This window comes from Pseudarthrobacter sp. NPDC058119 (genome assembly GCF_042884655.1).
Taxonomy (GTDB): Bacteria; Actinomycetota; Actinomycetes; order Actinomycetales; family Micrococcaceae; genus Arthrobacter.
This window is the reverse complement of record NZ_JBHVTN010000012.1, coordinates 78299-102615: the sequence shown is the minus strand read 5'-3', so window position 1 is coordinate 102615 and position 24317 is coordinate 78299. Positions and strand designations below refer to the sequence as shown.

The 24317-nt window shown below is 66.0% G+C and carries 21 protein-coding genes; 7 read left to right on the top strand and 14 right to left on the bottom strand.

The genetic code is table 11. The features are described from left to right. Both ACFVTD_RS20370 and ACFVTD_RS20365 read left to right on the top strand, forming a co-directional pair. On the top strand, window positions 1-120 hold a 120-nt coding region (locus ACFVTD_RS20370), incomplete at its 5' end, for an integrase core domain-containing protein (RefSeq protein ID WP_387566770.1). Window positions 121-139: 19 nt separating this feature from the next. Next, window positions 140-622, top strand: a complete 483-nt coding sequence (locus tag ACFVTD_RS20365; RefSeq protein WP_387566756.1) for a very short patch repair endonuclease — start codon at window positions 140-142, stop codon at window positions 620-622. Window positions 623-736: 114 nt separating this feature from the next. Here ACFVTD_RS20365 and ACFVTD_RS20360 read toward each other — a convergent pair whose 3' ends face one another. Beyond that, a complete protein-coding gene (locus ACFVTD_RS20360) occupies window positions 737-1915 on the bottom strand; it encodes a glycoside hydrolase family 26 protein (RefSeq protein ID WP_387566753.1) in 1179 nt (392 codons plus the stop codon). A 277-nt stretch (window positions 1916-2192) separates the two neighbouring features. Between ACFVTD_RS20360 and ACFVTD_RS20355 the strand changes: the two genes are divergently transcribed. Continuing rightward, a complete protein-coding gene (locus ACFVTD_RS20355) occupies window positions 2193-2603 on the top strand; it encodes an Hpt domain-containing protein (protein WP_387566750.1) in 411 nt (136 codons plus the stop codon). Here the strand turns inward: ACFVTD_RS20355 and ACFVTD_RS20350 are convergent. Beyond that, window positions 2576-3340, bottom strand: coding sequence for a response regulator transcription factor (locus ACFVTD_RS20350; protein ID WP_387566748.1), 765 nt, complete (start codon window positions 3338-3340; stop codon window positions 2576-2578). The genes ACFVTD_RS20355 and ACFVTD_RS20350 overlap by 28 nt on opposite strands. 94 nt (window positions 3341-3434) lie before the next feature. Between ACFVTD_RS20350 and ACFVTD_RS20345 the strand changes: the two genes are divergently transcribed. Beyond that, entirely contained in the window at window positions 3435-5099 is a 1665-nt protein-coding gene (locus ACFVTD_RS20345; protein WP_387566745.1) for a sensor histidine kinase, read from the top strand. Here ACFVTD_RS20345 and ACFVTD_RS20340 read toward each other — a convergent pair. The 10 genes from ACFVTD_RS20340 to speB form a co-directional block, all read right to left on the bottom strand. Further along, a complete protein-coding gene (locus ACFVTD_RS20340; protein ID WP_387566742.1) occupies window positions 5068-6312 on the bottom strand; it encodes a restriction endonuclease in 1245 nt (414 codons plus the stop codon). The genes ACFVTD_RS20345 and ACFVTD_RS20340 overlap by 32 nt on opposite strands. After that, window positions 6299-8530, bottom strand: coding sequence for an McrB family protein (locus ACFVTD_RS20335; RefSeq protein WP_387566739.1), 2232 nt, complete (start codon window positions 8528-8530; stop codon window positions 6299-6301). Before ACFVTD_RS20335 ends, ACFVTD_RS20340 begins: the two co-directional genes overlap by 14 nt. A 70-nt stretch (window positions 8531-8600) precedes the next feature. Then, window positions 8601-8858 (bottom strand): PLD nuclease N-terminal domain-containing protein, encoded by a 258-nt coding sequence (locus ACFVTD_RS20330; RefSeq protein ID WP_387566736.1) that lies wholly within the window; start codon window positions 8856-8858, stop codon window positions 8601-8603. Window positions 8859-8939: 81 nt separating this feature from the next. Then, window positions 8940-9356 (bottom strand): acyl-CoA thioesterase, encoded by a 417-nt coding sequence (locus tag ACFVTD_RS20325; protein ID WP_387566733.1) that lies wholly within the window; start codon window positions 9354-9356, stop codon window positions 8940-8942. 38 nt (window positions 9357-9394) lie between these two features. Beyond that, a complete protein-coding gene (locus ACFVTD_RS20320) occupies window positions 9395-11476 on the bottom strand; it encodes an ABC transporter ATP-binding protein (RefSeq protein ID WP_387566730.1) in 2082 nt (693 codons plus the stop codon). Beyond that, on the bottom strand, window positions 11473-13206 hold the full coding sequence (locus ACFVTD_RS20315) for an ABC transporter ATP-binding protein (RefSeq protein ID WP_387566727.1): 1734 nt from the start codon (window positions 13204-13206) through the stop codon (window positions 11473-11475). Before ACFVTD_RS20315 ends, ACFVTD_RS20320 begins: the two co-directional genes overlap by 4 nt. A gap of 209 nt (window positions 13207-13415) precedes the next feature. Further along, window positions 13416-15617, bottom strand: a complete 2202-nt coding sequence (locus ACFVTD_RS20310; RefSeq protein ID WP_387566724.1) for an MDR family MFS transporter — start codon at window positions 15615-15617, stop codon at window positions 13416-13418. Then, entirely contained in the window at window positions 15610-16104 is a 495-nt protein-coding gene (locus tag ACFVTD_RS20305; protein WP_387566721.1) for a MarR family winged helix-turn-helix transcriptional regulator, read from the bottom strand. The genes ACFVTD_RS20310 and ACFVTD_RS20305 overlap by 8 nt, the downstream gene beginning before the upstream one ends. Before the next feature lie 156 nt (window positions 16105-16260). Further along, window positions 16261-17949: a thiamine pyrophosphate-binding protein gene (locus tag ACFVTD_RS20300; protein WP_387566718.1), complete on the bottom strand. Its 1689-nt coding sequence runs from the start codon at window positions 17947-17949 to the stop codon at window positions 16261-16263. 4 nt (window positions 17950-17953) lie between these two features. Then, window positions 17954-19018 carry an agmatinase gene (gene speB / locus ACFVTD_RS20295; protein WP_387566716.1) on the bottom strand — a complete coding sequence of 355 codons (1065 nt, stop codon included), beginning with the start codon at window positions 19016-19018 and terminating at the stop codon, window positions 17954-17956. Window positions 19019-19663: 645 nt separating this feature from the next. On the opposite strand from speB, the gene ACFVTD_RS20290 reads away from it, so the two are divergent. After that, window positions 19664-20131: an endonuclease domain-containing protein gene (locus tag ACFVTD_RS20290; RefSeq protein WP_387566714.1), complete on the top strand. Its 468-nt coding sequence runs from the start codon at window positions 19664-19666 to the stop codon at window positions 20129-20131. Between the two features lie 117 nt (window positions 20132-20248). Here ACFVTD_RS20290 and ACFVTD_RS20285 read toward each other — a convergent pair whose 3' ends face one another. After that, entirely contained in the window at window positions 20249-20824 is a 576-nt protein-coding gene (locus ACFVTD_RS20285) for a helix-turn-helix domain-containing protein (RefSeq protein ID WP_141157976.1), read from the bottom strand. 258 nt (window positions 20825-21082) lie between these two features. Here ACFVTD_RS20285 and ACFVTD_RS20280 point away from each other — a divergent pair, with 258 nt between their 5' ends. Beyond that, complete coding sequence (locus tag ACFVTD_RS20280) at window positions 21083-22609, top strand: sodium:solute symporter (protein WP_387566710.1); 1527 nt, start codon at window positions 21083-21085, stop codon at window positions 22607-22609. A 73-nt stretch (window positions 22610-22682) separates the two neighbouring features. Here the strand turns inward: ACFVTD_RS20280 and ACFVTD_RS20275 are convergent, their stop codons facing one another. Continuing rightward, window positions 22683-22907: a hypothetical protein gene (locus ACFVTD_RS20275; protein ID WP_387566707.1), complete on the bottom strand. Its 225-nt coding sequence runs from the start codon at window positions 22905-22907 to the stop codon at window positions 22683-22685. Between the two features lie 265 nt (window positions 22908-23172). Between ACFVTD_RS20275 and ACFVTD_RS20270 the strand changes: the two genes are divergently transcribed. Then, window positions 23173-24312, top strand: coding sequence for a VIT1/CCC1 transporter family protein (locus ACFVTD_RS20270; protein ID WP_387566704.1), 1140 nt, complete (start codon window positions 23173-23175; stop codon window positions 24310-24312). Window positions 24313-24317: the final 5 nt, after the last annotated feature.

The following is a 24317-nucleotide window of genomic DNA, read 5'->3' as shown; positions in this document are numbered from 1 at the left end:
GCCCGCAGAAACGCCCTCCCGGCATGGCTGCACCACTACAATCACCACAGGCCCCACACCGCAATCGGAGGCCACCCGCCCATCAGCCGCTTAACCAACCTCCCTGGGCAGTACATCTAGGCACTCCTAGACTGGAAGGGTGCCGGACACTTCCAGCTCTGACAAAGCCTCTGCCGACAAGCTCACGCCCGAGCAGCGCAGCTGGAACATGTCGCGGATCCGTGGCAAGAACACCAAGCCTGAGCTACTGGTGCGGCAGCTCCTGCACGCCAGGGGCTACCGATACCGCCTGCACGGCAAGTCCGGCGGCACCAGGCTCCCGGGGAATCCCGACCTCGTCTTCGCCACCCGGCACAAGGTGATTTTCGTCAACGGCTGCTTCTGGCATTTCCACGACTGCAGGGTGGGCCTGCATGCGCCAAAGGCCAATGCCGAGTTCTGGGCTACGAAACGTGCCCGGACCCGTGAGCGCGACGCAGGCCAGCGCCGGCAGCTGGAAGACGCCGGCTGGGAAGTGCTGACGGTCTGGGAGTGCGAGTTGAAGGACCGCTCAGCCCTCGAGGACCAGTTGGTGCACTTCCTCGAAGCCAGCGCCAAAGCCAAGCATTCAGGGAAATCTTGAGCCAATCTTTAGCCGCTTCCACCACTGTCCTTGATCCTGGCAGGGCACGATGAACGGGTTGCCGGCGATCAGGCCGCCGCCGCTGACAGTTTCGGAGCAGCTATCCCCTATCCCCTAGCTTCTCCGTGCCAACAGGGCGGACTTGAACGCCGAGGCCGACGAGTCACTGCTGTTGATGCGCCAGTCCGTTTCCTTTTGCATGTGGAACCAGACGAAGCCCATCACGTCCTGCTGGGCGGCCAGGTAGGACACCAGGTCCGTGTTCCAGGCCGCCTTGGAACCGCCCAGTTCGCTGGACGCCGTTTCCGCGATCAGCACGGGCTTCCCGGGGGCCAGGGCGCGGAGCTGGGAGATGCCGGGGCCAAGGAGGTCCACAGGGGAAACCCAGCTGCTCCAGGTTTGCGAGGTGCCCCAGTTGTAGCCGTCCAGGGCCACGATGTCCGCGTAGCCGGGGCCGGGGTACAGACCGGCGAGGTCGGTGGAGCCCAAGTACGGCACGTTGGGCGACCAGACCCACTGGACGTTGACAGCGCCCGTGGCGGCAACGACGTCGTGGACGTGCCGCCAGGCGGCCACGTAATCCCCGGCCTGGTTTCCGTTGACACCCTCGGCCCACGGATACCAGTTGCCGTTCATCTCGTGGGCAAAGCGCAGCATCACCGGTTTGCCCCAGGCCGCAAGGGACTGGCCCCACTGGCTGATGTACCCGTCAAAATCCCCGGCTGTGATCCGGTCCAGCGAGTACGCCGGCTGGCTGACACCGCCTCCCCAGGCCCACGGCTCCCACGTGACCAAGGGCGTAGCTCCGCGGGAGCGGACGGCATCCAGTTCGGTGATGGGCGGGGCCTGCAGGAAATCCTTGTAGCTCATCACGATGGAAGGGATTTCCCCGGACACTGTGGCCACCTCGTCCAGTTCCGAACTGGCCAGGGGTCCCCCTGGAGTGGCCGCCCCAAAGCGCAGGGCGGCGGAACTGATGGCGGGCGCCGGGGCAGGCGCCGGAGCTGCCTGAACCACGAATGTGGCGGATGCCTTGATGGACGACGTCTTGGCGGTGATGGTGAGATTCCCGGCGGCCGCCGCCGGAATGGTGATCCCCGTGCTGAATGCCCCCGCCGAGGTGGTCTGGAACGCGAAGGTTGTGGAACCCACAATTACGGTCCCGGTGGTGGAGGCCTTAAACCCGGTTCCGGTGACCGTCACGGCGGAACCGGCTGGCCCGGAGGTGGGATTGAGCGAAACTTGCGGTGGCGCGGCTGCTGCGCTGGCCGGTTGGATGACGGACACCGCCAATCCAACCCCGATTATGAGCGCGACAAATAAGGACCTAAGTATTCGGAACACGGCAATCTATCCCCAGATTGAAAGGCGGCAACGGCCGCCGGTGACGACAATGCGGAAAGCACTGGCCTTGATCTTATGGGCAGAAATCCGCACTCCCATCAAGAAAACCACAATTCTTGCCGAGTCTTCTGCTAGGTCAGGGGAACAGTCCTAACCTGAAAAAGAGCAAGCACCCCGGCATTACCGCCCCGTTTCACGAGTCCATAAACCAGCAGAAAGGAGTGTCATGAGCACGTCAGATGATGCGCCCAGGCCGCTGGTAGACCAGTCGGTCCTGGACCGGCTGCGGGACGAACTCGAGGAGGAGGAGGGCTACAGCCGGGTCTTCGTGGGGAACTTCATCGACTTCCTTCCACAACGGCTGGGGCGGTTGCGGCTGGCTTTGACCACCGGCGACCTCGAGGGCTCCATGGACGCGGTCCTGAGCCTGAAGACCTCAAGCCAGATGGTCGGCGCCGAGCGTTTGGCGGGGCTGGCTCTTGAGCTGGAGAACGAGATCCGGGCCGAAGCCCGCCACGCTGACATGGCGGTGGCGCTGCCCCGGCTGGCCGCCTCGTACTTGCGGCCCATCACCCAGTGCAGCAGGCAGACCATGCACCGGCTGCAGGCTCAGTGCTGCCCCGGCGCCAAGCGGTAACCCACCCCGCGAACCGTCTGCAGCCACCGTGGCTGCTGTGGTGAGTCACCCAGCTTCTTGCGCAGGTTCCCCATGTGGACTTCCACAGAACGTTCGTCGGCCTCGCTGATGTAACTGCCGACGTCGTAATCCTCGTCGCGGAGCCGCCGCACCAGGTCGGACTTGGTCCTGACCGTCCGCCCGGCTTCAAGCAGCGCATACAGGAGTTCGAACTCCGTGCGGGTCAGGTTCAGCTCCTTGCCGTCCACAGTGACGGTGCGGGAGGCGTAGCTGAGTTCCAGCCCGTTGTGGCTGAAGTTCCCGCGCTCCGGGTGGGCAGCGCTGTCCGCGGCGGCATCCACTGAAACTTCCTGCGGGTCAGGAGCAGTCCGCGGCCGGCGCATCATGGCCGCTACCCGGGCGCGCAGCTCGCGCGGGCGGAACGGCTTGGTGAGGTAGTCGTCGGCCCCCGATTCGAGCCCGATCAAGGTGTCCAGTTCCTCAGTGCGCGCCGTCAGCATCACGATATACGCATCAGAGAACTCGCGGATCTGCCGCGAAACCTCAAAACCGTCGATGTCCGGCAACCCCAGGTCCAGGGTGATGACATCGGGATTCAGGCTCTTGGCCATCAGGACGCCCTCGGCGCCCCCGCTGGCGACGGTCACGTCAAATCCAGCCTGGGTCAGCACAGTGCGAACCAGTTCCCGAATGTCGTGGTCATCCTCGATGACCAGACCCACACGTGCCTCACTCATAGAGCCCCCTCAGTGCCAACGTCAGAAGTATAGCTGGCTGCGGATATCCTGCTGGTATGGTCCCGCACAGCCCCGCGTCCGCGTCCTCCGCTCCATGAGCAACCCAACTGCCTGGTCCTCCGGACGGCTGCGGTTTTTCAAGCGGCCCTTCCATGAATACCGGCTGACGGACCGGGTAGCGCTGAGCCAGATGCCGTTGTTCGTGACCACCATCCTGACGGCCCTGCTGATGTGGGCATTCTTCCCGGCCACCATGGACAACCCGCTGTTCGTCACGTTCCTCGTCTCCCAACTGGCCATCATGGCGCTCTGCTATGTCATTCCCTGGGATCGGCTGCCGTACACCAGTTTCCTGGCGATTCCGCTGTTGGACTTCGTGTCGATTGCCGCAGGCAGGGAAGGCGGCCAGGAAAGCCTGACGGGAATCAGCCTGCTGGCCGTGTTCCCTGTCATTTGGCTCTGCGCGTCGGGATACTACCCGCGGGCTGCATTGTGGTTCTCTTTCCTTGGCCCGCTGGCCATCATCTGGGTGCCGCTGCTCCTGAAGGGCAACTTCACGCCGCAGGACTTCGCCCGTTCCCTGCTGCTGCCCGTCATGATGCTCGGCATCGGTGTGTCGGTGAGCGTCCTGACCTTGAGCATGATGCGCCAGCAAAAGCAGCTGGAGGACAAGGACGAGCAGCTGCGGGCCAACCTGCGGACCAGCAAGCGCCAGGAATCGCTGCTGAACACGGTGCTGGATACCGTCCATCTGGGGGTTCTGGCTGTCGACGCGGACGGCCACGACATCCTGATGAACCGGAAGCAACGGGCCAACCATGAACTGGCCCGGCCAAAGAACATCGCGGATCCCAACGAGTCGCAACTGCTGGTCTACGGGCCGGACCGGAAGACCCTGATCCCCGTCCAGGAACGTCCAGTGCGCCGGGCCGTGCTGGGGGAAACCTTCACCGACTACCTGGTCTGGCTGGGTGACGGGAAGGACCAGCGGGCGCTCGTCACCACCGCCCGTGCCATGAAGGATTCGGACGGCAACTTCACCGGCTCGGTGGTCGTCTTCAGCGACGTCACGGACCTGGTCAACGCGCTCACCGCCAAGGACGACTTCGTTTCCAGCGTTTCCCACGAATTCCGCACCCCGCTGACGTCCATCCTTGGCTACGTGGAAATTCTCCTGGCCGAGGACCATGACGAACCCCAGCGGGAAATGCTGGAGATCATCCGCCGGAACTCCGAGCGGCTCCTGACGCTGGTATCCGACCTGCTGGCCAGCCGGAACGGCCAACTCATCGTTTCGCCGGACGCCGTGGACGTTGCCGAACTGGTGCGCAGCAGCGTGTCCTCGGCGTTGCCGCGCGCGGCCTCCGCCGGCGTGGAACTGCGGGCGGAAACCCCGGAACGGCTGGAGGCCCACGTGGACAGCGCCAGGATCTCCCAGGTCCTGGACAACCTGGTGTCCAACGCCATCAAGTACTCCCCCGACGGCGGCGAGGTAGTGGTTTCACTAGCACGGGAAAACGGCCATTTGGCCTGCCGGGTCAAGGACACGGGGATGGGCATGAGCCCGGAGGACGCCTCCGAGGTGTTCGCCAAGTTCTTCCGGACCAGCAACGTACGTCGCACGGCTATCCCGGGCGTGGGCCTGGGCCTGCCCATCAGCAAGGCGATCGTGGAGGCCCACGGCGGAACCATCGACGTCGAGAGCACGCTGGGCGAGGGGACGACGTTTACGTTCCGGGTTCCGGTGAGGCAGTCCTGAGCACCTCGCCCCAGGAGTGGGAGGCCAGTTCCCGGATGGATGCCAGGATGGCCGACGGCGGCTGGCTGAGGTCCAGCGGAAACTCCACGATGTCGATGTCGGTGTTCAGGATGCGGCGGAGTTTCATCTCGCCCCTGCCGGCGTAGACCAACCAGGCGGTGGGCACGGCCAGGGCGGTGCAGTGCGCCAGCATCTGGTAGTGGTCGGCGGTCAGGGACGCCCCGGCGTCGGACGCCGCCCGGTATTTGGCGTTGTAGGCCACCACCGGGCGTCCGCCGAGCATGTGGACGGCATCCGGGCGCACGGACAGCCGGTCGGAATCGCGCACCGCCTCGCTGAGGAGGGCGTTGTACCGCAACCGCAGCTCCCCCGGGTAGGACGCCATGGCGCTGCGCAGGGCGGTACCCACGAAGTCCTCGAAAACCTTCGCCATGTCCACCACGAACGACGCCGTCTGCTGTTTCCCCTCACCGGCTTCGGCGGACGCGTTGCGCAGGATCAGCTCCGCCAGCCGAAGCACTGCATGGTAGCGCAGGTTCATCCTGGTGGGCTTCCACGGCGGCACCGGGGCGCCCGCTGGAAGGCGGGTGACGGCGTCGAGCTTTCCCTTCAGCTGGCGCAGCCGGCCCAGCACCTCGGGCCGCACTCCGGGCACCTGTCCCATCCGTTCGAGGGCGGCGCGCAGGATCCGGTTCTCGGCGATGTCCTCGGTGAATTCGTCGTAGGAGACCTCCAGCGGAACCAGCATGCCGGGGCGGCGGGAGATCTGGTCCGATATCCGGATCCGGCCCTTGACCGTGCGCAGGGATTCGTCCACGGTCAGGTAGCCCTGCAGGACCCCGCGGCCCAGGGCGCGTTCAGCCAGCTGCCCCAACGATTCCGCCAGCGCGCTCCACAATTCCCGATCCTCGTCCGCCGCGACGAGCTCCGGGCGGAACCCCTGCTCCCCTGCGTAACTGAGCATGAACAGGAGCCGGCTGAGCCCCAGCCGGTCCTTGGGCCGGACGTCCAGCTGCACCGTGGAGGTGCGTACCGAGCCCACCTTGCCCACCGGCTCGATCCGGTACAGGCCCATGCCCAGGGGCGAGGCCTTGGCCAGGCCGCTGGAATTCAGGAACGAGGCAGTTGGCGGGTCCAGCCGCTCCACCAGCCCGCTGGACAGCTCGTCCAGGACCAGGTGCCGCACCGGCGCCCTGGGGTCAGCGCGCTGCAATGCGTCCCAGCAGCTGGTCCAGCCCGAACCGCTCCTCCAGCTGGGCCCGCGTCAGCTGGCCGTGGTAGTGCTCCTCCAGCAGCGGCATGAGCTCGTACTTCCAGATCCGGCGCAGCCCGGCAGGGGTCTGGGCGGCCGGCTTCATGAAGTAGGACGGGCCGATCATCAGGTCGCGGTCCCACTCGTCGATGGCCCCGTTGAGCGTATCCAGCAGCAGCGCCGGCGTGGTATCCAGTTGGCGGGCCTCCAGGAACCGGAGCAGTGAACCCCTCACCGGCTCCGTCTGCGGGTGCAGCTCGATGAAGGAGAAGCGCCGGCGGATGGCCGCGTCCATCATGGCGATGGAGCGGTCCGCGGTGTTCATGGTGCCGATGATGTAGAGGTTGTCCGGCAGCGTGAACGGCTCGTTGGGGCTGTACTGCAGGTAGATTCGGTCATCGCGGTACTCCAGCAGGAAATACAGCTCACCGAACACCTTGGCCAGGTTGGCGCGGTTCATCTCATCGATGATCAGGAAGTATGGCTTCTTCTCATTCCCTGGCTTCCCGGCTTCCTCCGCAAGCCGGCGCAGAGGTCCGGCCACCAGTTTGAAGGACACCTGGCCTTCGTCCGTCTTGTCCGGCCGGTATCCCTCGAAGAAGTCCTCGTAGGCGTAGGACGGGTGGAACTGGACCAGCTTCACGCGTTCGTCCGTGGTGTCTCCTGCCAGCTCAGCCGCCAGGTGCTTGGCCAAGTAGGTCTTGCCGGTGCCGGGAGGACCGTACAGGACCAGCTGCCGGTTCTCCTCCAGCAGGTCGGCGATTTCCTGGAGGGGCTCCAGCTCCATGTGCAGGGAGGCCGCGAACTCCTGCGTCAGCGGGCGGAAGCCCTCCTGCACAGGGGGGACGGCGGCGGTGCCGTCCGTATCGCCGTCGGGCTCGGTTTCGGCCTCGGCCGGCAGCAGCGCCTGCAGCGACTGGACTACCCGGGTCACATCCACCACGATGCCCGGGGTGGCGAGCTGGCGCTGGACGTGGCGGGGAAGGCTGGTGGTGGTGTGGCCGTCGTCGAACCAGCGCACCTTGCGGCGCAGGCGCCGGTTGTCGTCGTTGTACTCGGGCTCCCCCAGCACGCCGCCCAGCCGCACCGTTCCGTTGTGCTGGTAGAGCACCAGGTCACCGGGCTTCATGACGGTCAGGAAGGCGAAGACGGCGGTTTTGGTGTCCTCGCGCTCCACGTAGCCAAGGTGCTTGTAGTCCTCGTCCACGGCGTGCTGCACCAGGCCGGCGGTCACGCCGGGGTCAAGCGTGCGGAGATGCTCGACGTCGAGGGTCACCTTTTCTTCGCCGTGCCAGGCGGTGAGCAGGTCGGCGTGGTCGCTGTGCGTCCGGAGCAGCCAGGCGCGCCGTCCGGGGTCGCCCACCTTGCGCCACTGGCTGACCAGCTGGCGGGAGTACCAGTCGATGCGCTGGCCGGCCTGCTCGTCCAGGTGCAGCCGGATGCGGTGGATGTCAGCGGTGATGTCCTCTTCCCCGTCACCTTTGGCCCCGCCCACCAGGGAGGCGAAAGCGTCCCGGATCTCCTGGCGTTCGACGTCCGCCACCACGGGTTCGAAGTAGCTGGGCCAGGCCAGGAACTCGATGCTGCGGCGGATGGCGGGCTGGTCGTCAGGGGTGGAAGCGGCGAGGCGGTGGAACTGCAGCGGGTCCTTGATGGCCGCCTGCACCACGGCGGCCGGCCGCTGGGCGACGTTCTGCACGAACCGGCAGAGCCACTTCAGGTGGTCCCAGATAGTCCAGTTGAATTCGGCGGTCCGGTCCCGGATCACGCCGTGGTCGGTCATCCCGGCGTACAGCTCTTCCGGCAGCTCCAGCGGCGGTTCCAGCCAGCCGGCGGCTTCGGCCACGCGGGCACGCTTGACCTTGAGGGATTTTACTTCGTGCGCCAGCGGGAGGGACTGCAGGAAGAGCAGCTCCACGGCCAGCTGTTTAGCCCCGCGGGTGGCACCGTCCAGGTTTTCGCGGAGGTTGGTCATCATCGGAGCTTTGGGGTCCGCGATGCCACGGTCCAGCCGGTCGAGCAGTTCCGCTGCCGCCGGAACTGACCACGTCCTGGTGCGGCCGTCCAGGGGCGAGGCCTTGCCCTGGAGGCCCGGACCCAGTACGAACCAGGCCGCGTCCTCAATCTCCCTGGAGATGCCGAGGGCGCGGGTCATGGCAACAGTGGCAGTGGGGGTCATGCCCTCAAATTTACAGGGTCAAACTGGGCGGCCGCTCCACGGTACCCGGCCGCCCTTCCGCTGGACGGTGCTACTTGCCGGCGGCGGAGTGCTTCCGGCCGAAGATGAAGTAGCCCATGGGGCCGATGAAATTGACGAAGGACGCCGCCCGCCACGCGGCTTTGGGACCGTTGATGAGTTCCGCCGGCCGCCGGGAAATGTCCCGCTGGGCGGCAACCAGCAGTGAAACCTGAACCAGGCCCGTCACAATGGTGCCCATTTTGGCACCCGGTGACATCTCCTTCCAGGTCTTCTTCTTCCGGGCGGCACGGTTCTTGTTGCTGGCCATGGCGGATTCCTTTCGCTGTACAACGTGGTTCCAGTCCACCGGGTCCGGCCCAGTCCGGTCCAGAGTCTAAGTGCCCGGGTCTTAGTGCCTGTATGGGGCCATCCGTTCTTTTTGCTCCGGACTGAGTCTCTGCACGCGGCCCGTCGCCTCATCCACGAACGCCAGATGGCTGCTGGCCTTCACACAGTCCTCCCGCGTGACAGGGTCCTGGAGCAGGTAGTGGATATCAAAGCTGGCGCCCTTGACGGCACCGATCCATACCTGGACCACCGCCGGAACGTTGCGGTACTCCAACGTCCGGACGTAGCGGATCTTGTGGTCCACCACCAGGGCGAGCGTGCCTTCCGGGACGTCGTTAAACAGGGACACCGGTGGTTCAATGCCGGGAAGCCCCGCACCCCGCGGCGGCCCGAAAGCTGCGATCCTTGCTTCCTCCAGCATCCGGACGATCTGGACGTTGTTGATGTGGCCATAGGCGTCCATGTCGCCCCAGCGCATGGGCACCAGCACCTCGATCCGCTGGCCGCCGTGCGCGCTCAGCTGTGCACCGCCGTCGAATCATCAACCGGTACTTCCCCGGCGTCCGTCCCCGCAAACTGCGACATGTAGAGGCGGTGGTATGCCCCGCCCGCGGCGAGCAGCACCTGGTGGTTGCCCTGTTCCACGATTCGTCCGTTCTCCATAACCAGGATGGTATCGGCATCCCGGATGGTGGAGAGCCGGTGCGCGATGACGAAGCTGGTGCGGTCAGAGCGCAGCGCAGCCATGGCCTTCTGCACCAAGAGCTCGGTACGGGTATCCACCGAGCTGGTGGCCTCGTCCAGGATCAGCAGTGACGGGTTGGCTACGAACGCCCGGGCTATGGTGATCAGCTGCTTCTCACCGGCGCTGACGTTGTTGCCTTCTTCGTCGATCACGGTGTTGTAGCCCTCGGGGAGGGCCCGGACAAAGCGGTCCACGAAGGTGGCCTTCGCGGCCGCCATGACCTGCTCCTGGGTGGCCTCGAGGTTGCCGTAGCGGATGTTGTCGTAGATGGACCCGCCAAACAGCCACGCGTCCTGCAGCACCATGCCCACCTTGGAACGCAGTTCGGAGCGGCTGAGGTGGGTGATGTCCACGCCGTCCAGCATGATGGAGCCCCCATTGAGCTCGTAGAAACGCATGACCAGGTTCACCAGGGTGGTTTTGCCGGCGCCCGTGGGCCCGACGATGGCAACCGTGTTGCCCGGCTCAGCAGTGAAGGAAAGATCCTCGATGAGCGGCTTGTCCGGGGTGTAGCTGAAGGTGACGTTTCGAAAGTCCACGTGTCCGTCTGTCCTGGCGGGCAGGTGTTCGGTGGCCGTCTCAACGTCCTGTTCGTCGGCGTCAAGGAATTCGAAAACGCGTTCCGAGGATGCCACGCCGGACTGGAGCATGTTGGCCATGCCAGCCATCTGGCCCAGCGGCTGGGTAAATTCGCGGGAGTACTGGATAAAAGCGGTGGCATCACCCAGGGACATGGCGCCGGAGGCCACTCGAAGGCCGCCGACGACGGCGATGCCCACGTAGCTGAGGTAGGAAACGAACTGCATCACGGGGAAGATGATTCCCGAGACGAACTGCGCTCCGAAGCTTGCCTTGTACAGAGCCTCGTTGCGTTCCTCGAACCGGGCCAGCATGTCCGCGTCCCGGCCGAAGACGCGGACCAGGTCGTGGCCGGAGAAGGATTCCTCGATCTGGCCGTTCAGTGACCCGGTGTTCTTCCACTGGGCTGCGAAGAGCTTCTGGCTCCGCGCCCCGATCAGCCCGGCCGCCACCCCGGACAGCGGCAGCGCGACCAGCGCGATCAAGGCCAGCTGCCAGGAAACGATGAACATCATGACCACGATGCCCACCACGGTCAGCACCGAGTTCACGAGCTGCGCAAACGCCTGTTGCAGCGCCTGCTGGATATTGTCGACGTCGTTGGTCACGCGGGACAGCACGTCCCCGCGCTGCCGGGTATCGAAGTAGTTCAGTGGCAGCCGGTTCAGCTTGCTTTCGGTGTCGTCGCGCAGCCGCCGGATCACCTTCATAACGATGCGGTTCAGCACGTACCCCTGGAGCCACATGAAAATGTTGGCCACGAAGTACATCAGCAGGACGATGGCGATGAGCATGCTGAGCTTGCCGAAGTTGATCCCGGTGCCGGGCACCAGTTCCATCCGGGAGACCATGTCCGCGAAGTTGTCCTGGCCCTGCTGGCGCAGGCCCGCCACGAACTGCTCCTTGCTGGCGCCGGACGGCAGCTGCTTGCCCACCACTCCGGCGAAAATGACGTCCATGGCTTGGCCCAGGATCTTGGGGGCTATCACGTTCAGGACCACCGAAACCACCACCAGGCCCACCACTGCGTAGATGCCGAGGGCCTCTGGTTTCAGCAGGCCCATGAGCCGTTTGGCGGAAGGCCAGAAGTGCTGGGCCTTCTTGGCAGGCATGCCGCCGAACATGTCCCCGTCGGCTTCGGAAGGGGTGAATTCCTCCTCGAAGTAGTCATCGTCCTCAGGCAGGGCGGCGGCTGCTTCCACTTCGCCGTTGGCCGGCGGGAGGGACTGGGTGGGTTCTTCCACGGAGGCGTGGTCCTTCTTGCGGGGGCTCATGCCACTTCCTCCACGCTCAGCTGGGATTCGACAATTTCCTGGTAGGTAGGCGAGGTTTCCAGGAGTTCCTCGTGTGTGCCGCGGTCAACGATGCGTCCGTTGTCCAGCACGAGGATCTGGTCAGCCTCGGTGATGGTGGAAATCCTCTGGGCCACGATGATCACGGTGGCGTCCGAGGTGGTGCGCTTGATGGCGGCGCGGAGGCGGGCGTCGGTGGCGACGTCGAGGGCGGAGAAGGAGTCGTCAAACAGGTAGACCCTCGGCTTGGTCACCAGGGCACGCGCAATGCAAAGGCGCTGGCGCTGGCCGCCGGAGACGTTGGTGCCGCCTTGGGAGATCCTGGAGTCCAGTCCGTTTTTCTTCTCGCGGACAAACGACTCTCCCTGTGCCACCCGGAGCGCGTCCCATAGTTCCTGGTCGGTGGCCTCGGTCTTGCCGAACCGGAGGTTGTGCTCGATGGTGCCGGAGAACAGGTAGGGACGCTGCGGCACCAGGGCCACGCGCTTAGTGATCTCTGCGCGGTCCAGCCGGTCCACGGGGACACCGTCCAGCAGCACCTGGCCTTCGGCGGGGTCGTACAGCCGCGGGAGCAGGGACAGAAGGGAGGTCTTGCCGGCGCCGGTGGAGCCGATGATGGCGATGGTCTGGCCCGGCCGGGCCGTGAAGCTGATGTTGCTCAGCACCGGGGACTCGGCACCGGGGTACGCGAACGTCACGTTGCGGTATTCCACTACCCCGGCAAGGGCAGCCGGGGCTTCGGGGCGTTCGGGATCGTGGATGGAGGGTTCGACGTCGAGCACCTCGCCGATGCGGTCGGCGCAGACGGAGGCGCGCGGGATCATCATGGCCATGAAGGTGCCCATCATGACGGCCATCAGGATCTGCAGCAGGTACTGCAGGAAGGCGGTGAGCGAGCCCACCTGCATGGCGCCGGCGTCCACCCGCTGGCCGCCAAACCAGAGCACGGCTGCGGTGGACAGGTGCAGGATCATGCTGATGGCCGGGAACATGAGGACAAACAGGGCACCAATGCGGAGCGAGACATCCGTGAGTTCCTTGTTGGCACCACCGAACCGGTCTGTTTCATATGGTTCCCGCACGAAGGCGCGGACCACGCGGATGCCGATGATCTGTTCCCGGAGCACGGCGTTGATGCGGTCGATCTTCCGCTGCATGGAGCGAAAGAGTGGCATGAGCCGGACCACCAGGTAGCCCACCACCACAGCCAGCAGCGGGACGGACACCCACACCAGCCAGGACAGGTTGATGTCCTCGCGCAGTGCCATGATGATGCCGCCGATGCACATGATGGGGGTGGCCACCATGAAGTTCAGCCCCATCAGGAGGAGCATCTGCACCTGCTGGACATCGTTGGTGCCGCGGGTGATCAGCGTGGGGGCACCAAAGGCGTTGACGTCCTTGGCGGAGAAGCTGGTGACCTTGCGGAACACGGCGTGGCGCAGATCCCGGCCCACTGCCATGGCCGTCCTCGAGCCGAAGTAGACGCCGGCGATGGCCGCGGCGACCTGGGCGAAGGCGACCAGGAGCATCAGGGCGCCGGTCCGCCAGATGAAGTCCGTGTCTCCCCGCGCTACGCCCTGGTCGATGATTTGGGCGTTCAGGCTGGGCAGGTACAGCGCTGCGATGGTGGAGGCAAGCTGGAAGGCGATGACCGCGGCAATATAGGGAAAATACGGTTTGGAGTAGCGCCGTATGAGGGTGGGGAGCATGCACTCAACTCTAGTAATGCCCACTGACATTTGGGTCCCGTTGGGAGCATAATTCCCCGCTGGAAAGCCTCAAAGCACGGGTCGCCGCCAGCGGACCGGCGATGCCCGGCCCTGCAGGAACGCCGCAGCCCGCATCCGGGGGTGCTCCGGATGCGGGCTGCGGCGTTGATGGGGCGCCGTCCGGGGGGCCCGGCCCCGGACGGACTGGCTTACTGCTCCGTGCCCGGAGCAGAACCTTCCCCGCCGGACGGTGATGGTGCCGCGGCGCTGTGCTTGCCGTGCCCGGCCAGGTACAGGGCGGCTGCTGCCTGGATCTTCCGTTCCTTCAGGAGCTTGCGCTGCAGCCGGCTGAGCTCTGCTGCCGTGGCGGCCTGCCCGGCCGCCACTTCCTGCTGGGAGCGCAGCTGCTGCTGGATGTCCAGCACCAGCGTGCCGAGCTCGGCCTGCTGCCGCGCCAACAGGTGCTGGGTGTCCTGCAGCTTCTGCAGGGTGGCAGCGGCACTGGCGATCGCATCGGCAGCCTTGTCCACGCTGTCGGCGGACCGCAGGTCCAGCTCCTCGGAGCGGAAGCTCCGGGCAAAGACTTCCTCGAAGTCCTCCGTGGCCACCCTGCCGGACGCCGCCGCGGCTGCGGCAGCACCGCCGTCGTACACCTTGGCAGGTGCCGCGGCCGGACGCAGGCCGGCCCGTGCACTCGTGGATTCGGCGGCCGCCCTGTCCGGCACGTCGCTGGAAACCACAGGCAGTTGCCCGGTCATGGTGGCGGTCATGCCGGCCTCACCGGCAGCGTTGGCCTCAAGCGCCTTTTCCGGCGTGATGTCAACGGTCCTCCGCAGCGGTACTTCCTTGATGAAGATGACGGCGATGAGGGCCACGGCTGCAACGATGGCGGAGATCATGAAGATCCCGGCCGTGGCATCGCCGTAGGCGGCACGCATGACTTCGGCGATCGGGGCCGGCAGGTCCTTCAGGTCAAGCGTGGCCCCACTGTTTCCGCCGGCCGGGATGCCGAGCTTTGCCAGCCCATCCGTAGCGAGGTCCTTGACGTGGTTGGCCATCACGGCGCCCAGGACAGACACGCCGATGGCGCCACCCACGGAGCGGAAGAAGGCCACGGAGGCGCTGGCGGAACCGATGTCGGAGGCACGGACCGTGTTCTGGACGGCCAGGACCAGGTTCTGCATGAGCATGCCCAGGCCGATGCCGAAGATACCGGTGTAAAGGCCGGTCAGCCACAGTTCGGTGGTGTGGTCCATGGTCCCGGCGAGCGCCAGGCCGCCGATCAGCAGGATGGTGCCGCCGATCAGGAAGCGCTTCCATTTGCCGTAGCGGCTGATCAGCTGGCCGGAGACGACGGAACCGATCAGGTTGCCGGCGATCATGGGCAGCGTCAGCAGGCCGGCTTCGGTGGGCGTGGCGCCCCTGGCCACCTGGTAGTACTGGCCCAGGAAGGTGGAGGAACCGAACATGGCAACACCCACGGCGACGGACGCGACGATGGCCAGTGCCGTGGTGCGCTCGGAGATGATCTTGAGCGGGATGATCGGCTGGGACACCTTGGACTCCACCAGCACCAGGAGCGCGAGCAGCAGGACGCCGCCGCCCACCATGACGGCTGACTGCCAGGACCACCAGTCGTAGTAGTCGGCCTTGCCGGCGAAGGAGACCCAGATCAGGAGCAGGCTGACGCCGGAGGTCAGCAGGATGGCACCGAACCAGTCGATCCTGGCGGGGCGCTTGACGTGCGGGATCTTCAGCGTGATTTGGAGCAGGATCAGGGCGACGACGGCGAGCGGCACGCAGACGAAGAAGGTCCAGCGCCAGCCCAGGGAGCTGTCCACGATGAAGCCGCCCAGCAGAGGACCGCCGGCGGTGCCCACGGCCATGACGGCACCCATGTAGCCGGAGTACTTGCCGCGTTCGCGGGGCGGGATGATGGAGCCGATGATTGCCTGTGCCAGCGCGGTCAGGCCGCCCATGGCGATGCCCTGGATCACGCGGGCGGTGAGCAGGAACGGGATGTTTTCGGAGAAGCCTGCCATGACCGAGCCAGCCACGAAGATCACGATGCTGAGCTGGACCAGGACCTTTTTATCGAAGAGGTCGGCGAGCTTGCCCCAGATGGGGGTGGTGGCCGCGTTGGCCAGCAGTGCGGCCGTGATCACCCAGGCGAAGTCCGTCTGGGTGCCCTTGAGCTCGGACATGATGGTGGGCAGCGCGTTGGCAACGATGGTGCTGCTGAGGATGGCGGTGAAGAAGGCAGCGAGGAGGCCGGTGAGGGCTTCCATGATCTGCCGGTGGTTCATGGGCGCGCCAGGTTCGTGGCGCTTGGATTGCCGCGATTCCTGCCTGGCGGTGCGTTCGCGCTGGCGCTCCTGCTCCTGGTCCGCGGCGGCGGTGACGTTAGCCATTGATGGACTCCTGCGTTTTCTGTTCAGTGGTGGTTCCGGCCGCCCTTGCCCGGATGGAATTCTTCAGGGATGCCGTGAGCTTGTTGAGCATCGCGGCCGTTGCAACGGCGTCGTCCTCGTTCCAGTCGGAGAGGTACGCCTGGAGCGTCTCCGCCCTGTGCCGCACCAGCTCCGCCAGCTTCTCCTTGCCCCGCGGAGAGAGTGCCAGCAGCTGGGCCCGGCCATCGTCCGGGTCCGGGGTGCGGAGCACCAGTCCCGCGTCCGCCAGTTCGGCCACGTGCCGGCTGAGTACCGGCGGACTGACCCCCAGCCGCTCGGCCAGGTGCGCTGCCCGGGTCTCCCCTTCGCCGATGAACTTGAGCACGCCTTGGAGGGCAATGCCGGTGTCCTGGCCTTTGACGTTGATCATGGTGACGCAGCGCAGTGCGCGCTGGAGGTCATAGATGTGGCTGACGAGGTCGGCTGCGGTGGCCGGTGCGACAGACATGATGCTCCCTAAAGAATTAGTTGCTGCAAGCAACTGTATCAGAAAAAGGTTGCTTAGGGAAACGAAGTTGTTCCTGCCGGTGGTTTAAATGCCAAGCTCCCCCACGCCTGCCGGACGGTGTCCGGGACGTGGAGGAGCTTGCGGCTGCGATCTGGGTCAGGGGGCCAGGTGCGTAGGCCCAAACATCTTCAGGAGGGTTTCAACCACGACGACGTTGGGCCCGTCAGCAGCGAACCCCGCCCGAAGCGCGTCCCCCACGCCCTCCGGGGCCACCCGGGTGGCCGGCACGCCGAAGGATTCCGCGAGCTTCACGAAGTCCGGCCTGGCAAGTTCGGTGGCCGTGGCCTTGCCGAATGCACCCACCATGTACTCGCGCAGGATCCCGTAGCCGCCGTCATCCACAATCAGCCAGGTGACCGGCACGTTGTGCTGCCGGGCAGTGGCCAGTTCCGCAATGGAGTACATGGACGAACCGTCCCCGGAGACGGCCAGCACCCGGCCCGGCTTGCCCACAGTCGCCAGGCCAACCGCTGCACCAATGGCCCCGGGGAACGCATAGCCCAGGCCGCCGGCGCCCTGGGCTGAGTGGAACTGCCCTTCACGGGCATCCCAACAGGACCAGCCCCAGTAGGCGGCGATGGTCATGTCCCAGAACGTCTGCATGTCCGCCGGCACGGCGTCGCGGATATCGGCCATGAACCTCAGTTCCTTGGCCAGGTCCTGCGATTCCAGGCGGGCGCGGACCTTGGCCAGCGACTCCTTGACCAGCTCTTCCGGGGTGCTGCCGTGCCAGTCCGGCATGGTTGCCCTGCCGGTTTCGAGCGCTGCGTCCAGGGCAGCCAGCGCCTGGCCCGCGTCGGCGCGGATCCCCAAGCCTGGCCGGTTGGACTCGAGCACCCGGGGTTCGGCGTCGATCTGGATGATCCTGCCGCGCGGTTCGAAGGTGAAGTAGTTGGAGGTGACCTCGCCCAGGGACGACCCGATGACCACCAGGACGTCCGCATCTTCCAGGAGGTCGGTCATATACCGGTCCTCGATCCAGGACTGCAGGGACAGCCCATGGTTCCAGGGAAACGCACCGTTGCCGCCAGGAGTGCAGATCACCGGGGCGTGCAGCTTCTCGGCAATGGACAACAAGGACTTCTCGGCCTTGCCCCGCCGGGTTCCGCCGCCGGCGATGATGGCCGGGCGCTTGGCTGATTCCAGCCACTTCACGGCCTCGCGCACCAATTCGATCCGCGGCGGATTGTCAGCCGCCTCGGCCAAAGCGTCCTCCACTGGCGGGACCATGATCGGATCCAGCAGGACGTTCTGCGGAATTTCGAGCCACACGGGGCCTTGCGGGGAGGAGATGGCCTCGGTCCAGGCGTCCTGGATGGCCGACGGGATGCCTGAGGCATGCTGGATCAGCCGCTGGCTCTTGGTGACGTTGGCCGCGGAGGCCTTCTGGTCATCGAGCTGGTGGAGCATGCCCTTGCGCCGGGCCCCGAGTCCTTCCAACGGAATCTGGCTGGCCACCACCACCATGGGCACGCCCGTGGCGTAGGCCTCCTGCAGTCCGGCCAGGGACGTCAGTGCGCCGGGGCCGGTGGACAGGAACAGCACGCCGACTTCGCCGGCGGCGCGGGAGTACCCGTCCGCGGCAAAGGCGCTGTTGTTCTCCACGCGGGACGAGACGAAGTGCAGGTTGCCGCGGCCCATGGCATCGAAGAGGCCGAGGGCGTGCTGGCCCGGGATGCCGAACACGGTTTTGGCGCCCAGCGCTTCGAGGGTTTCGACGACGAGGTCGCCGCCGTTGCGGACGCTGCTTTCCAGTGCCGGCGTCGCCTGGGCGATTTCCGTCACGGCGCTACTCCTTGGTGGCGGCAGCGAAGCCGGCGGGGCGTCGGGCTTCCTGTCCGAGCGCCTGGGCCGCATATCCGGTATCGGCGCCAAAACGGCTTCCGGGAGCCGCGTTGTCCGCCATGAGGGTCACCAGCTCATACGCGACGTGGCTGGCGGCAACGCCCGTGATCTCGGCGTGGTCATAGGCAGGAGAAACTTCGACGACGTCCGCGCCCACCAGGTTCATACCCCGGAAGCCGCGGATGATCTCCAGGAGTTCGCGGCTGGTGATGCCGCCCGCTTCGGGGGTGCCGGTGCCGGGGGCGTGGGCCGGGTCCAGGACGTCTATGTCCACCGAAATGTAGAGCGGCCGGTTGCCGATCCGGTCACGGACCTTGGCCACGGTCTCGAGCACGCCCTGGTAGTAGACGTCAGCGGAGGTGACGATGCCGAACCCGAAGCGGTGGTCGTCGTCGAGGTCCTTCTTTCCGTACAGCGGGCCGCGGGTGCCGATGTGGCTGATGGCTTCGGTGTCCAGGATGCCTTCCTCCACTGCCCGGCGGAAGGGCGTGCCGTGGGTGTATTCGGCGCCGAAGTAGGTATCCCACGTGTCCAGGTGGGCGTCGAAGTGCAGCATGGCAATGGGTTCGCCGGCACGTTCGGCGGCGGCGCGCAGCAGCGGCAGGGCGATGGTATGGTCGCCACCCAGGGTCAGCAGCTTGCTCCCGCGGGCCGTGAGGTCCAGGGCGTTCTGCTGGATGGTCTCAATGGCTTCGTTGATGTTAAACGGGTTGACCGCCATGTCCCCGGCATCGGCCACCTGGATGTTCTCGAACGGGCTGACATCCCACGCCGGGTTGTAGGGGCGCAGCAGGCGGCTGGCCTCGCGGACATGGTTCGCGCCGAAGCGCGCGCCCGGGCGGTAGGAAACCCCCGAGTCGAACGGCACACCCACCACCGTTACGTCAGCCTTGGCCACCTGGTCCAGCCGTGGGAGGCGGGCATAGGTGGCAGCCCCGGCATAGCGGGGAATCCGGGATGAATCGATGGGGCCAAGGTTGCCGTTGGCTTCAATGCGCAGCTCTTCCAATGGAGGCCTCTCCTTCGAGGAGTTGGGGACTTCTGTGACTGCCATCATACACCGCGGTTTTCTAATGGGCATCGGTTGTTTACCTAGTTACGTAGTTCTGCGCATTCCTGCCCACTTACTCCCCGGCCATGGATAGGTACGCTCCTGGCATCCGCGTGGTTCCGGCACTACTCCTCACAAGGGCCATAGGTAACTGGGCAGGAACGCCCACCCCGAGTCGCGGCTTACCCACATAGGCCTGGACCCGGGTTCCACTCATGCAACCGAGACCTTCCAATGACCCCATGGACATCCTCGAATACCTGCACACGTGCGGCGGCGTAGCCCGGTCCCGCCAACTCCTGGACGCGGGTTTCCGGCGCCGGGAACTCGTTGAACTCACTGAACGGGGCGCTACCCAGCCCCGCCGCGGCATCTTCGCCCTCCCTGAATGCGACAAGGGACTCCTCGCCGCAGTACTGAACAACGGTCGACTGACCTGCGCCAGCGCCGCCGGCCACTACGGCCTCTGGCTGCGGGAGGCTCCGCCACAGCCCCATTTGGCCTGCGCCCACGGCCACGGCAGTGGGTTTATCCGACACCGCACCGTGAGGTTCCCGGGACACCCGTCCTTGCCGCTGGCAGCCGTGGAGGATGTGGCACTGCATGCTCTGGGTTGCCTGCCGCCTCCGGCATCCGCCGCGGTGGCAACTTCAGCGATCAGGCTTCACAGCGTGCCCCGAGCTGCTGGCGTCCCAGTTGCAGGCGGACCGCTCCGGCACCGCGCGCCGCATCCTGCGCGAACTCGACGTGCGCGCAGAGTCAATCGTGGAGGTTGATGCGCAGCACCTGTTCCGCGCCCACGGAATCGCCTACGACACCCAGGTGTTCCTGCCGGGAATCGGCCGCGTGGATTTCCTGCTGGATGGGTTCTTGATCGTGGAGATCGACGGCTTTGCCTACCACTCGAAGCGTGCGGACATGCTCCGCGACCGGGAGCGAAACAACGCATCCGCCGTCAGCGGCTACACAGTCCTTCGCTACATGCCGGAGCATGTCTGGTTCGATTCCAGCCGGGTAATAACGGAAATCAAGACCGTCCTGGCAGCAGGGCCACGCAATCCGAACCGGTGACCATGCCGTCCAGCCCAGTTACACCCGCCCCAGGGTGCCCCGCTCCAGCACATTCCGCGGAAACGGTCAGCTGCCAAGTGGACGGCAAGAGGTAACTGGGCAGGAGCGCACGGAAGATTACCTGCTCGCGGCGGGCACCAGGACCCAGAGCACCTCGACCGGCTTGTCCGTGGGATTGACCCAGGTGTGGGGCTCCCGCCCCGGGAAGGTAACGGTATCGCCGGTATCGAGGTCGTATTCCTCGTTGGTGAGGATCAGCTTGATGGATCCTTTGATGACGTGCAGGACATCCACGTCGCAATCCACTGCGTACAGCTCGGATTCGCCGCGGCCGTGCGGCTCGATCACGGCCTGGATGATCTGGACTCGGCGCTCCGAGCGGGCCGTCAAAAGCCGCTCCACGATGCCCTGGCCGCCAAGCGAGATCCGCGGCCCGTCATTGCGTTTGGTGAGATGGGTTTCCGGCGCCACGAAGAGGTCCCCAATGGAGATGGAGAGCACCTGGCACAGCGTCACCAGGGAAGCGACGGATGGTGAAGTCAGGTCCCGCTCCACCCGGCTAAGGAATCCCTTGGTCAACCCGGTGGCATCTGCAACCTGCTCGATGGTGAGCCGCTGGGACTGCCTGGCGGCCCGGATCCTGGAGCCAATGGCAACGGGAACATTGCTCGGCTCAACTGGCAGTGCCTTCATCTACGAACCTTTCACGGCCGGCAGCCCGGCTCCACTCTCGAGCCATACTAATGGGCGCCGCTTTTGTGACGTGCGGACGCCACACACCCGGGGTTCCATCCGGACCTCCTTGACTGTCACCCACATCACACCCTAGTCTTTGGAAACTCCTGTTGCCTATAAGGCAATTACAGGTCCTCTCCGTATTCGTCCGCGGCGGTTCCGGGCGTCCCGCCCCCGGTCCTCACACCCGGCCCCAACAGCTCCAAGGAGCCATTTATGGATGCAAGTGCCATCAACATCGCCATCGTGGTGGTGTACCTCCTCGCAATGCTGGCCTTCGGCTGGTGGGGCAAGTCCCGCACCAGGAACAACAGTGACTTCCTGGTGGCCGGCCGCCGCCTGGGCCCGTTCCTCTATACCGGCACCATGGCCGCCGTCGTCCTGGGCGGCGCGTCCACGGTGGGCGGCGTTGGGCTGGGCTACAAATTCGGCATCTCGGGGATGTGGCTGGTTGTGGCCATCGGCGCCGGCGTCCTGCTCCTGAGCCTTCTCTTTGCCGGCACCATCCAGAAGCTGAAGATCTACACGGTGTCCCAAATGCTCACCCTCCGCTACGGCAGCAGGGCCACCGAGGCGTCCGGCATTGTGATGCTCGCCTACACCCTGATGCTCTGCGCCACGTCCACCGGTGCTTACGCCACCATCTTCGTCGTCCTGTTCGGCTGGGACCGGGCGCTGGCCATCGCGGTGGGCGGTGCCATCGTGCTGGTGTACTCCACGATCGGCGGCATGTGGTCCATCACGCTGGCGGACCAGGTCCAGTTCGTCATCAAAACGGTGGGCATCTTCTTCCTGATGCTGCCCTTCACGCTGAACGCCTCGGGCGGCCTGGACGGCATCCGCAGCCGCGTCGACGCCAGCTTCTTCCAGATCGACGGCATCGGCGTCCAGACGATCATCACCTACTTCGTGGTGTACACCCTGGGCCTGCTGATCGGCCAGGACATCTGGCAGCGCGTGTTTACCGCCAAGACGCCCAGGGTGGCCAAATGGGGCGGTTCGACGGCCGGCCTCTACTGCATCCTCTATGGTGCCGCCGGCGCGATGATCGGCCTGGGAGCCCGCGTGGCGCTGCCCGCCATCGACGTGAAGGCCCTGGGCAAGGACGTCGTTTACGCGGAGGTTGCCACCAACCTGCTGCCCATCGGAATCGGCGGCCTGGTGCTCGCCGCCGCCGTCGCCGCCATGATGTCCACCGCCTCCGGCGCCCTGATCGCCGCCGCCACGGTGGCCCGCGCCGACGTTGTGCCCTTCGTTGCCGGCTGGTTTGGCAAGACCATCAACACCGACGACTCCGACAACCCCGAGCACGACGTCAAGGCCAACCGCGTCTGGGTCCTTGGCCTGGGTGTTGTGGCAATCGTCATCGCCATCGTCACCAAGGACGTTGTTGCAGCACTGACCATCGCCTACGACATCCTGGTGGGCGGCCTGCTGGTCGCGATCCTCGGCGGCCTCGTGTGGAAGCGCGGAACCGGCATCGCCGCCGCTGCGTCAATGGCCGTCGGCTCCGTCATCACCCTTGGCACCATGATCATCCTTGAGATCAATGCCGAGGTCCCGCTGGACGGCATCTACGCCAACGAACCCATCTACTACGGCCTGCTGGCCTCCGCCGCGGTATACGTCGCCGCCTCCCTGCTCACGCGCCCAACTGATCCCGCCGTCATGCGCGCCTGGCAGCGCCGCGTCGCAGGGCAGGAGCAGGAAGGGACGCCCGAGGAAGTCCTCGCCGGCCGCTGACCGGCAGGCTGAAAGTACGACGCCGGCACCTCCTCCCGCCCACAGGCGGAAGGAGGTGCCGGCGTCGTCAGTCCTACTCCCCCGTGTCGCGCCCGTCGTCATCCAGCGGGACCTCCCGGTCCTCGGCGTCGACGACGACCGGCGCCGGCTGGACCACCGGTTCTTCCTGGTCGATGAACCCGTCCTCCGAGTCCCAGTCCGCGTCGTCTACCGGTGCATCCTCGGCGTAATCGTAGGCGGGATCCGCTTCGACGGCGTCCAGGTGCGGCATGTCCGGGTGCTGTCCGGTGGTGCTCATGATTCAACCTCCGTATGTTCGCCTGACGTGCTCTTTCAGGTAGGGCGCAGCCTGCGCCACACCTTCATCACAGCACCGCCCGGGCAGACGGGTCAATAGCCGCCGCGGTGCCTGGAAGGGCCCTCCGCGGATGCCAAGCGAAACGGTTTTTTGAGGTCAGCCGAAACTTTCCAGCGAGGTTTGCCAGCCAAAAAACCGCGGAAATCCGCAGTAGGCTGGCAGGGCAAAGGCGCGAGTACATGCCCTTTCCAGCCCAGGAGTTCCAGTGTCGCAGCACGCCCAGTCCCATTCCCACGCCACGCCCCCGGAGGCCGGCGGCGCTGGCCAGCCCTCGCCGTCGAACATAAAGCGGTGGCGCCAGTACCTGGCCGACGAGCGCGCCGAAGCCGCCGTCTACCGGGACCTGGCCCAGAACCGCGAAGGTGAGGAACGGTCCATCCTCCTGGCCCTGGCCGAAGCCGAAGGCCGGCACGAAGCCCACTGGCTCGCACTGCTCGGCGAGCACGCCGGCAAGCCGAAAAGGGCCTCCGCCCGCAGCCGGTTCCTCGGGTTCCTGGCCCGGCATTTCGGCTCCGTCTTCGTCCTGGCCCTGGCCCAGCGCGCCGAGGGCCGCTCCCCCTACGCCAAGGACCCGAACGCCACCCCGGCGATGGCCGCCGATGAACAGATCCATGAGGAAGTGGTCCGGGGCCTGGCCACCCGCGGCCGCAACCGCCTGGCCGGGACCTTCCGCGCCGCAGTTTTCGGCGCAAATGACGGCTTGGTCAGCAACCTCTCCCTGGTGATGGGCATGGCTGCCTCCGGCGTGGCCTCCAGTGTGGTGCTGCTCAGCGGCATCGCCGGGCTCCTTGCGGGCGCCATGTCCATGGGCGCGGGGGAATTCATTTCCGTCCGTTCCCAGCGGGAACTGCTGGCCGCCACCCGGCCCACCCAGGTCACACTGGCGGCCGCGCCCCAGCTTGACCTCGAACACAACGAACTGCTCCTGGTGTATTTGGCCCGCGGGATGTCCCGGGAAGCGGCCGAACACCGGGTGGCCGAACGCATGGGGCTGCTGCCTTGCGACTGCGATCCCAGCCTGTCCCTGCAGCCGGACCTGCCCGAGGAAGAGGACCAGCACGAGGCGGTGGGTACGGCCTGGGGTGCGGCGCTGTCCAGCTTCTGCTTCTTCGCCTCCGGCGCCATCGTCCCCATCCTGCCGTTCCTGTTCGGCCTGACCGGCGTTGCGGCCCTGGTGGTGGCGGGCTCCCTGGTGGGCATCGCACTCCTGGCGACCGGCGCCGCCGTCGGCCTGCTGTCCGGCACGTCCCCGCTGACCCGCGGCCTGCGGCAGCTTGCCATCGGCCTGGGCGCGGCCGCCATCACGTACCTCCTGGGCCTGCTCTTCGGCACGGCGGTCGGCTAGCACCA

Coding starts and splice junctions, on each gene's coding strand:
- ACFVTD_RS20355 (WP_387566750.1), top strand. CDS start 2,193: ATGAGCACGTCAGATGATGCGCCCAGGCCGCTGGTAGACCAGTCGGTC.
- ACFVTD_RS20350 (WP_387566748.1), bottom strand. CDS start 3,340: ATGAGTGAGGCACGTGTGGGTCTGGTCATCGAGGATGACCACGACATT.
- ACFVTD_RS20345 (WP_387566745.1), top strand. CDS start 3,435: ATGAGCAACCCAACTGCCTGGTCCTCCGGACGGCTGCGGTTTTTCAAG.
- ACFVTD_RS20335 (WP_387566739.1), bottom strand. CDS start 8,530: ATGACCCCCACTGCCACTGTTGCCATGACCCGCGCCCTCGGCATCTCC.
- ACFVTD_RS20330 (WP_387566736.1), bottom strand. CDS start 8,858: ATGGCCAGCAACAAGAACCGTGCCGCCCGGAAGAAGAAGACCTGGAAG.
- ACFVTD_RS20325 (WP_387566733.1), bottom strand. CDS start 9,356: ATGCGCTGGGGCGACATGGACGCCTATGGCCACATCAACAACGTCCAG.
- ACFVTD_RS20320 (WP_387566730.1), bottom strand. CDS start 11,476: ATGAGCCCCCGCAAGAAGGACCACGCCTCCGTGGAAGAACCCACCCAG.
- ACFVTD_RS20315 (WP_387566727.1), bottom strand. CDS start 13,206: ATGCTCCCCACCCTCATACGGCGCTACTCCAAACCGTATTTTCCCTAT.
- ACFVTD_RS20310 (WP_387566724.1), bottom strand. CDS start 15,617: ATGGCTAACGTCACCGCCGCCGCGGACCAGGAGCAGGAGCGCCAGCGC.
- ACFVTD_RS20305 (WP_387566721.1), bottom strand. CDS start 16,104: ATGTCTGTCGCACCGGCCACCGCAGCCGACCTCGTCAGCCACATCTAT.
- ACFVTD_RS20290 (WP_387566714.1), top strand. CDS start 19,664: ATGCTCTGGGTTGCCTGCCGCCTCCGGCATCCGCCGCGGTGGCAACTT.
- ACFVTD_RS20285 (WP_141157976.1), bottom strand. CDS start 20,824: ATGAAGGCACTGCCAGTTGAGCCGAGCAATGTTCCCGTTGCCATTGGC.
- ACFVTD_RS20280 (WP_387566710.1), top strand. CDS start 21,083: ATGGATGCAAGTGCCATCAACATCGCCATCGTGGTGGTGTACCTCCTC.
- ACFVTD_RS20275 (WP_387566707.1), bottom strand. CDS start 22,907: ATGAGCACCACCGGACAGCACCCGGACATGCCGCACCTGGACGCCGTC.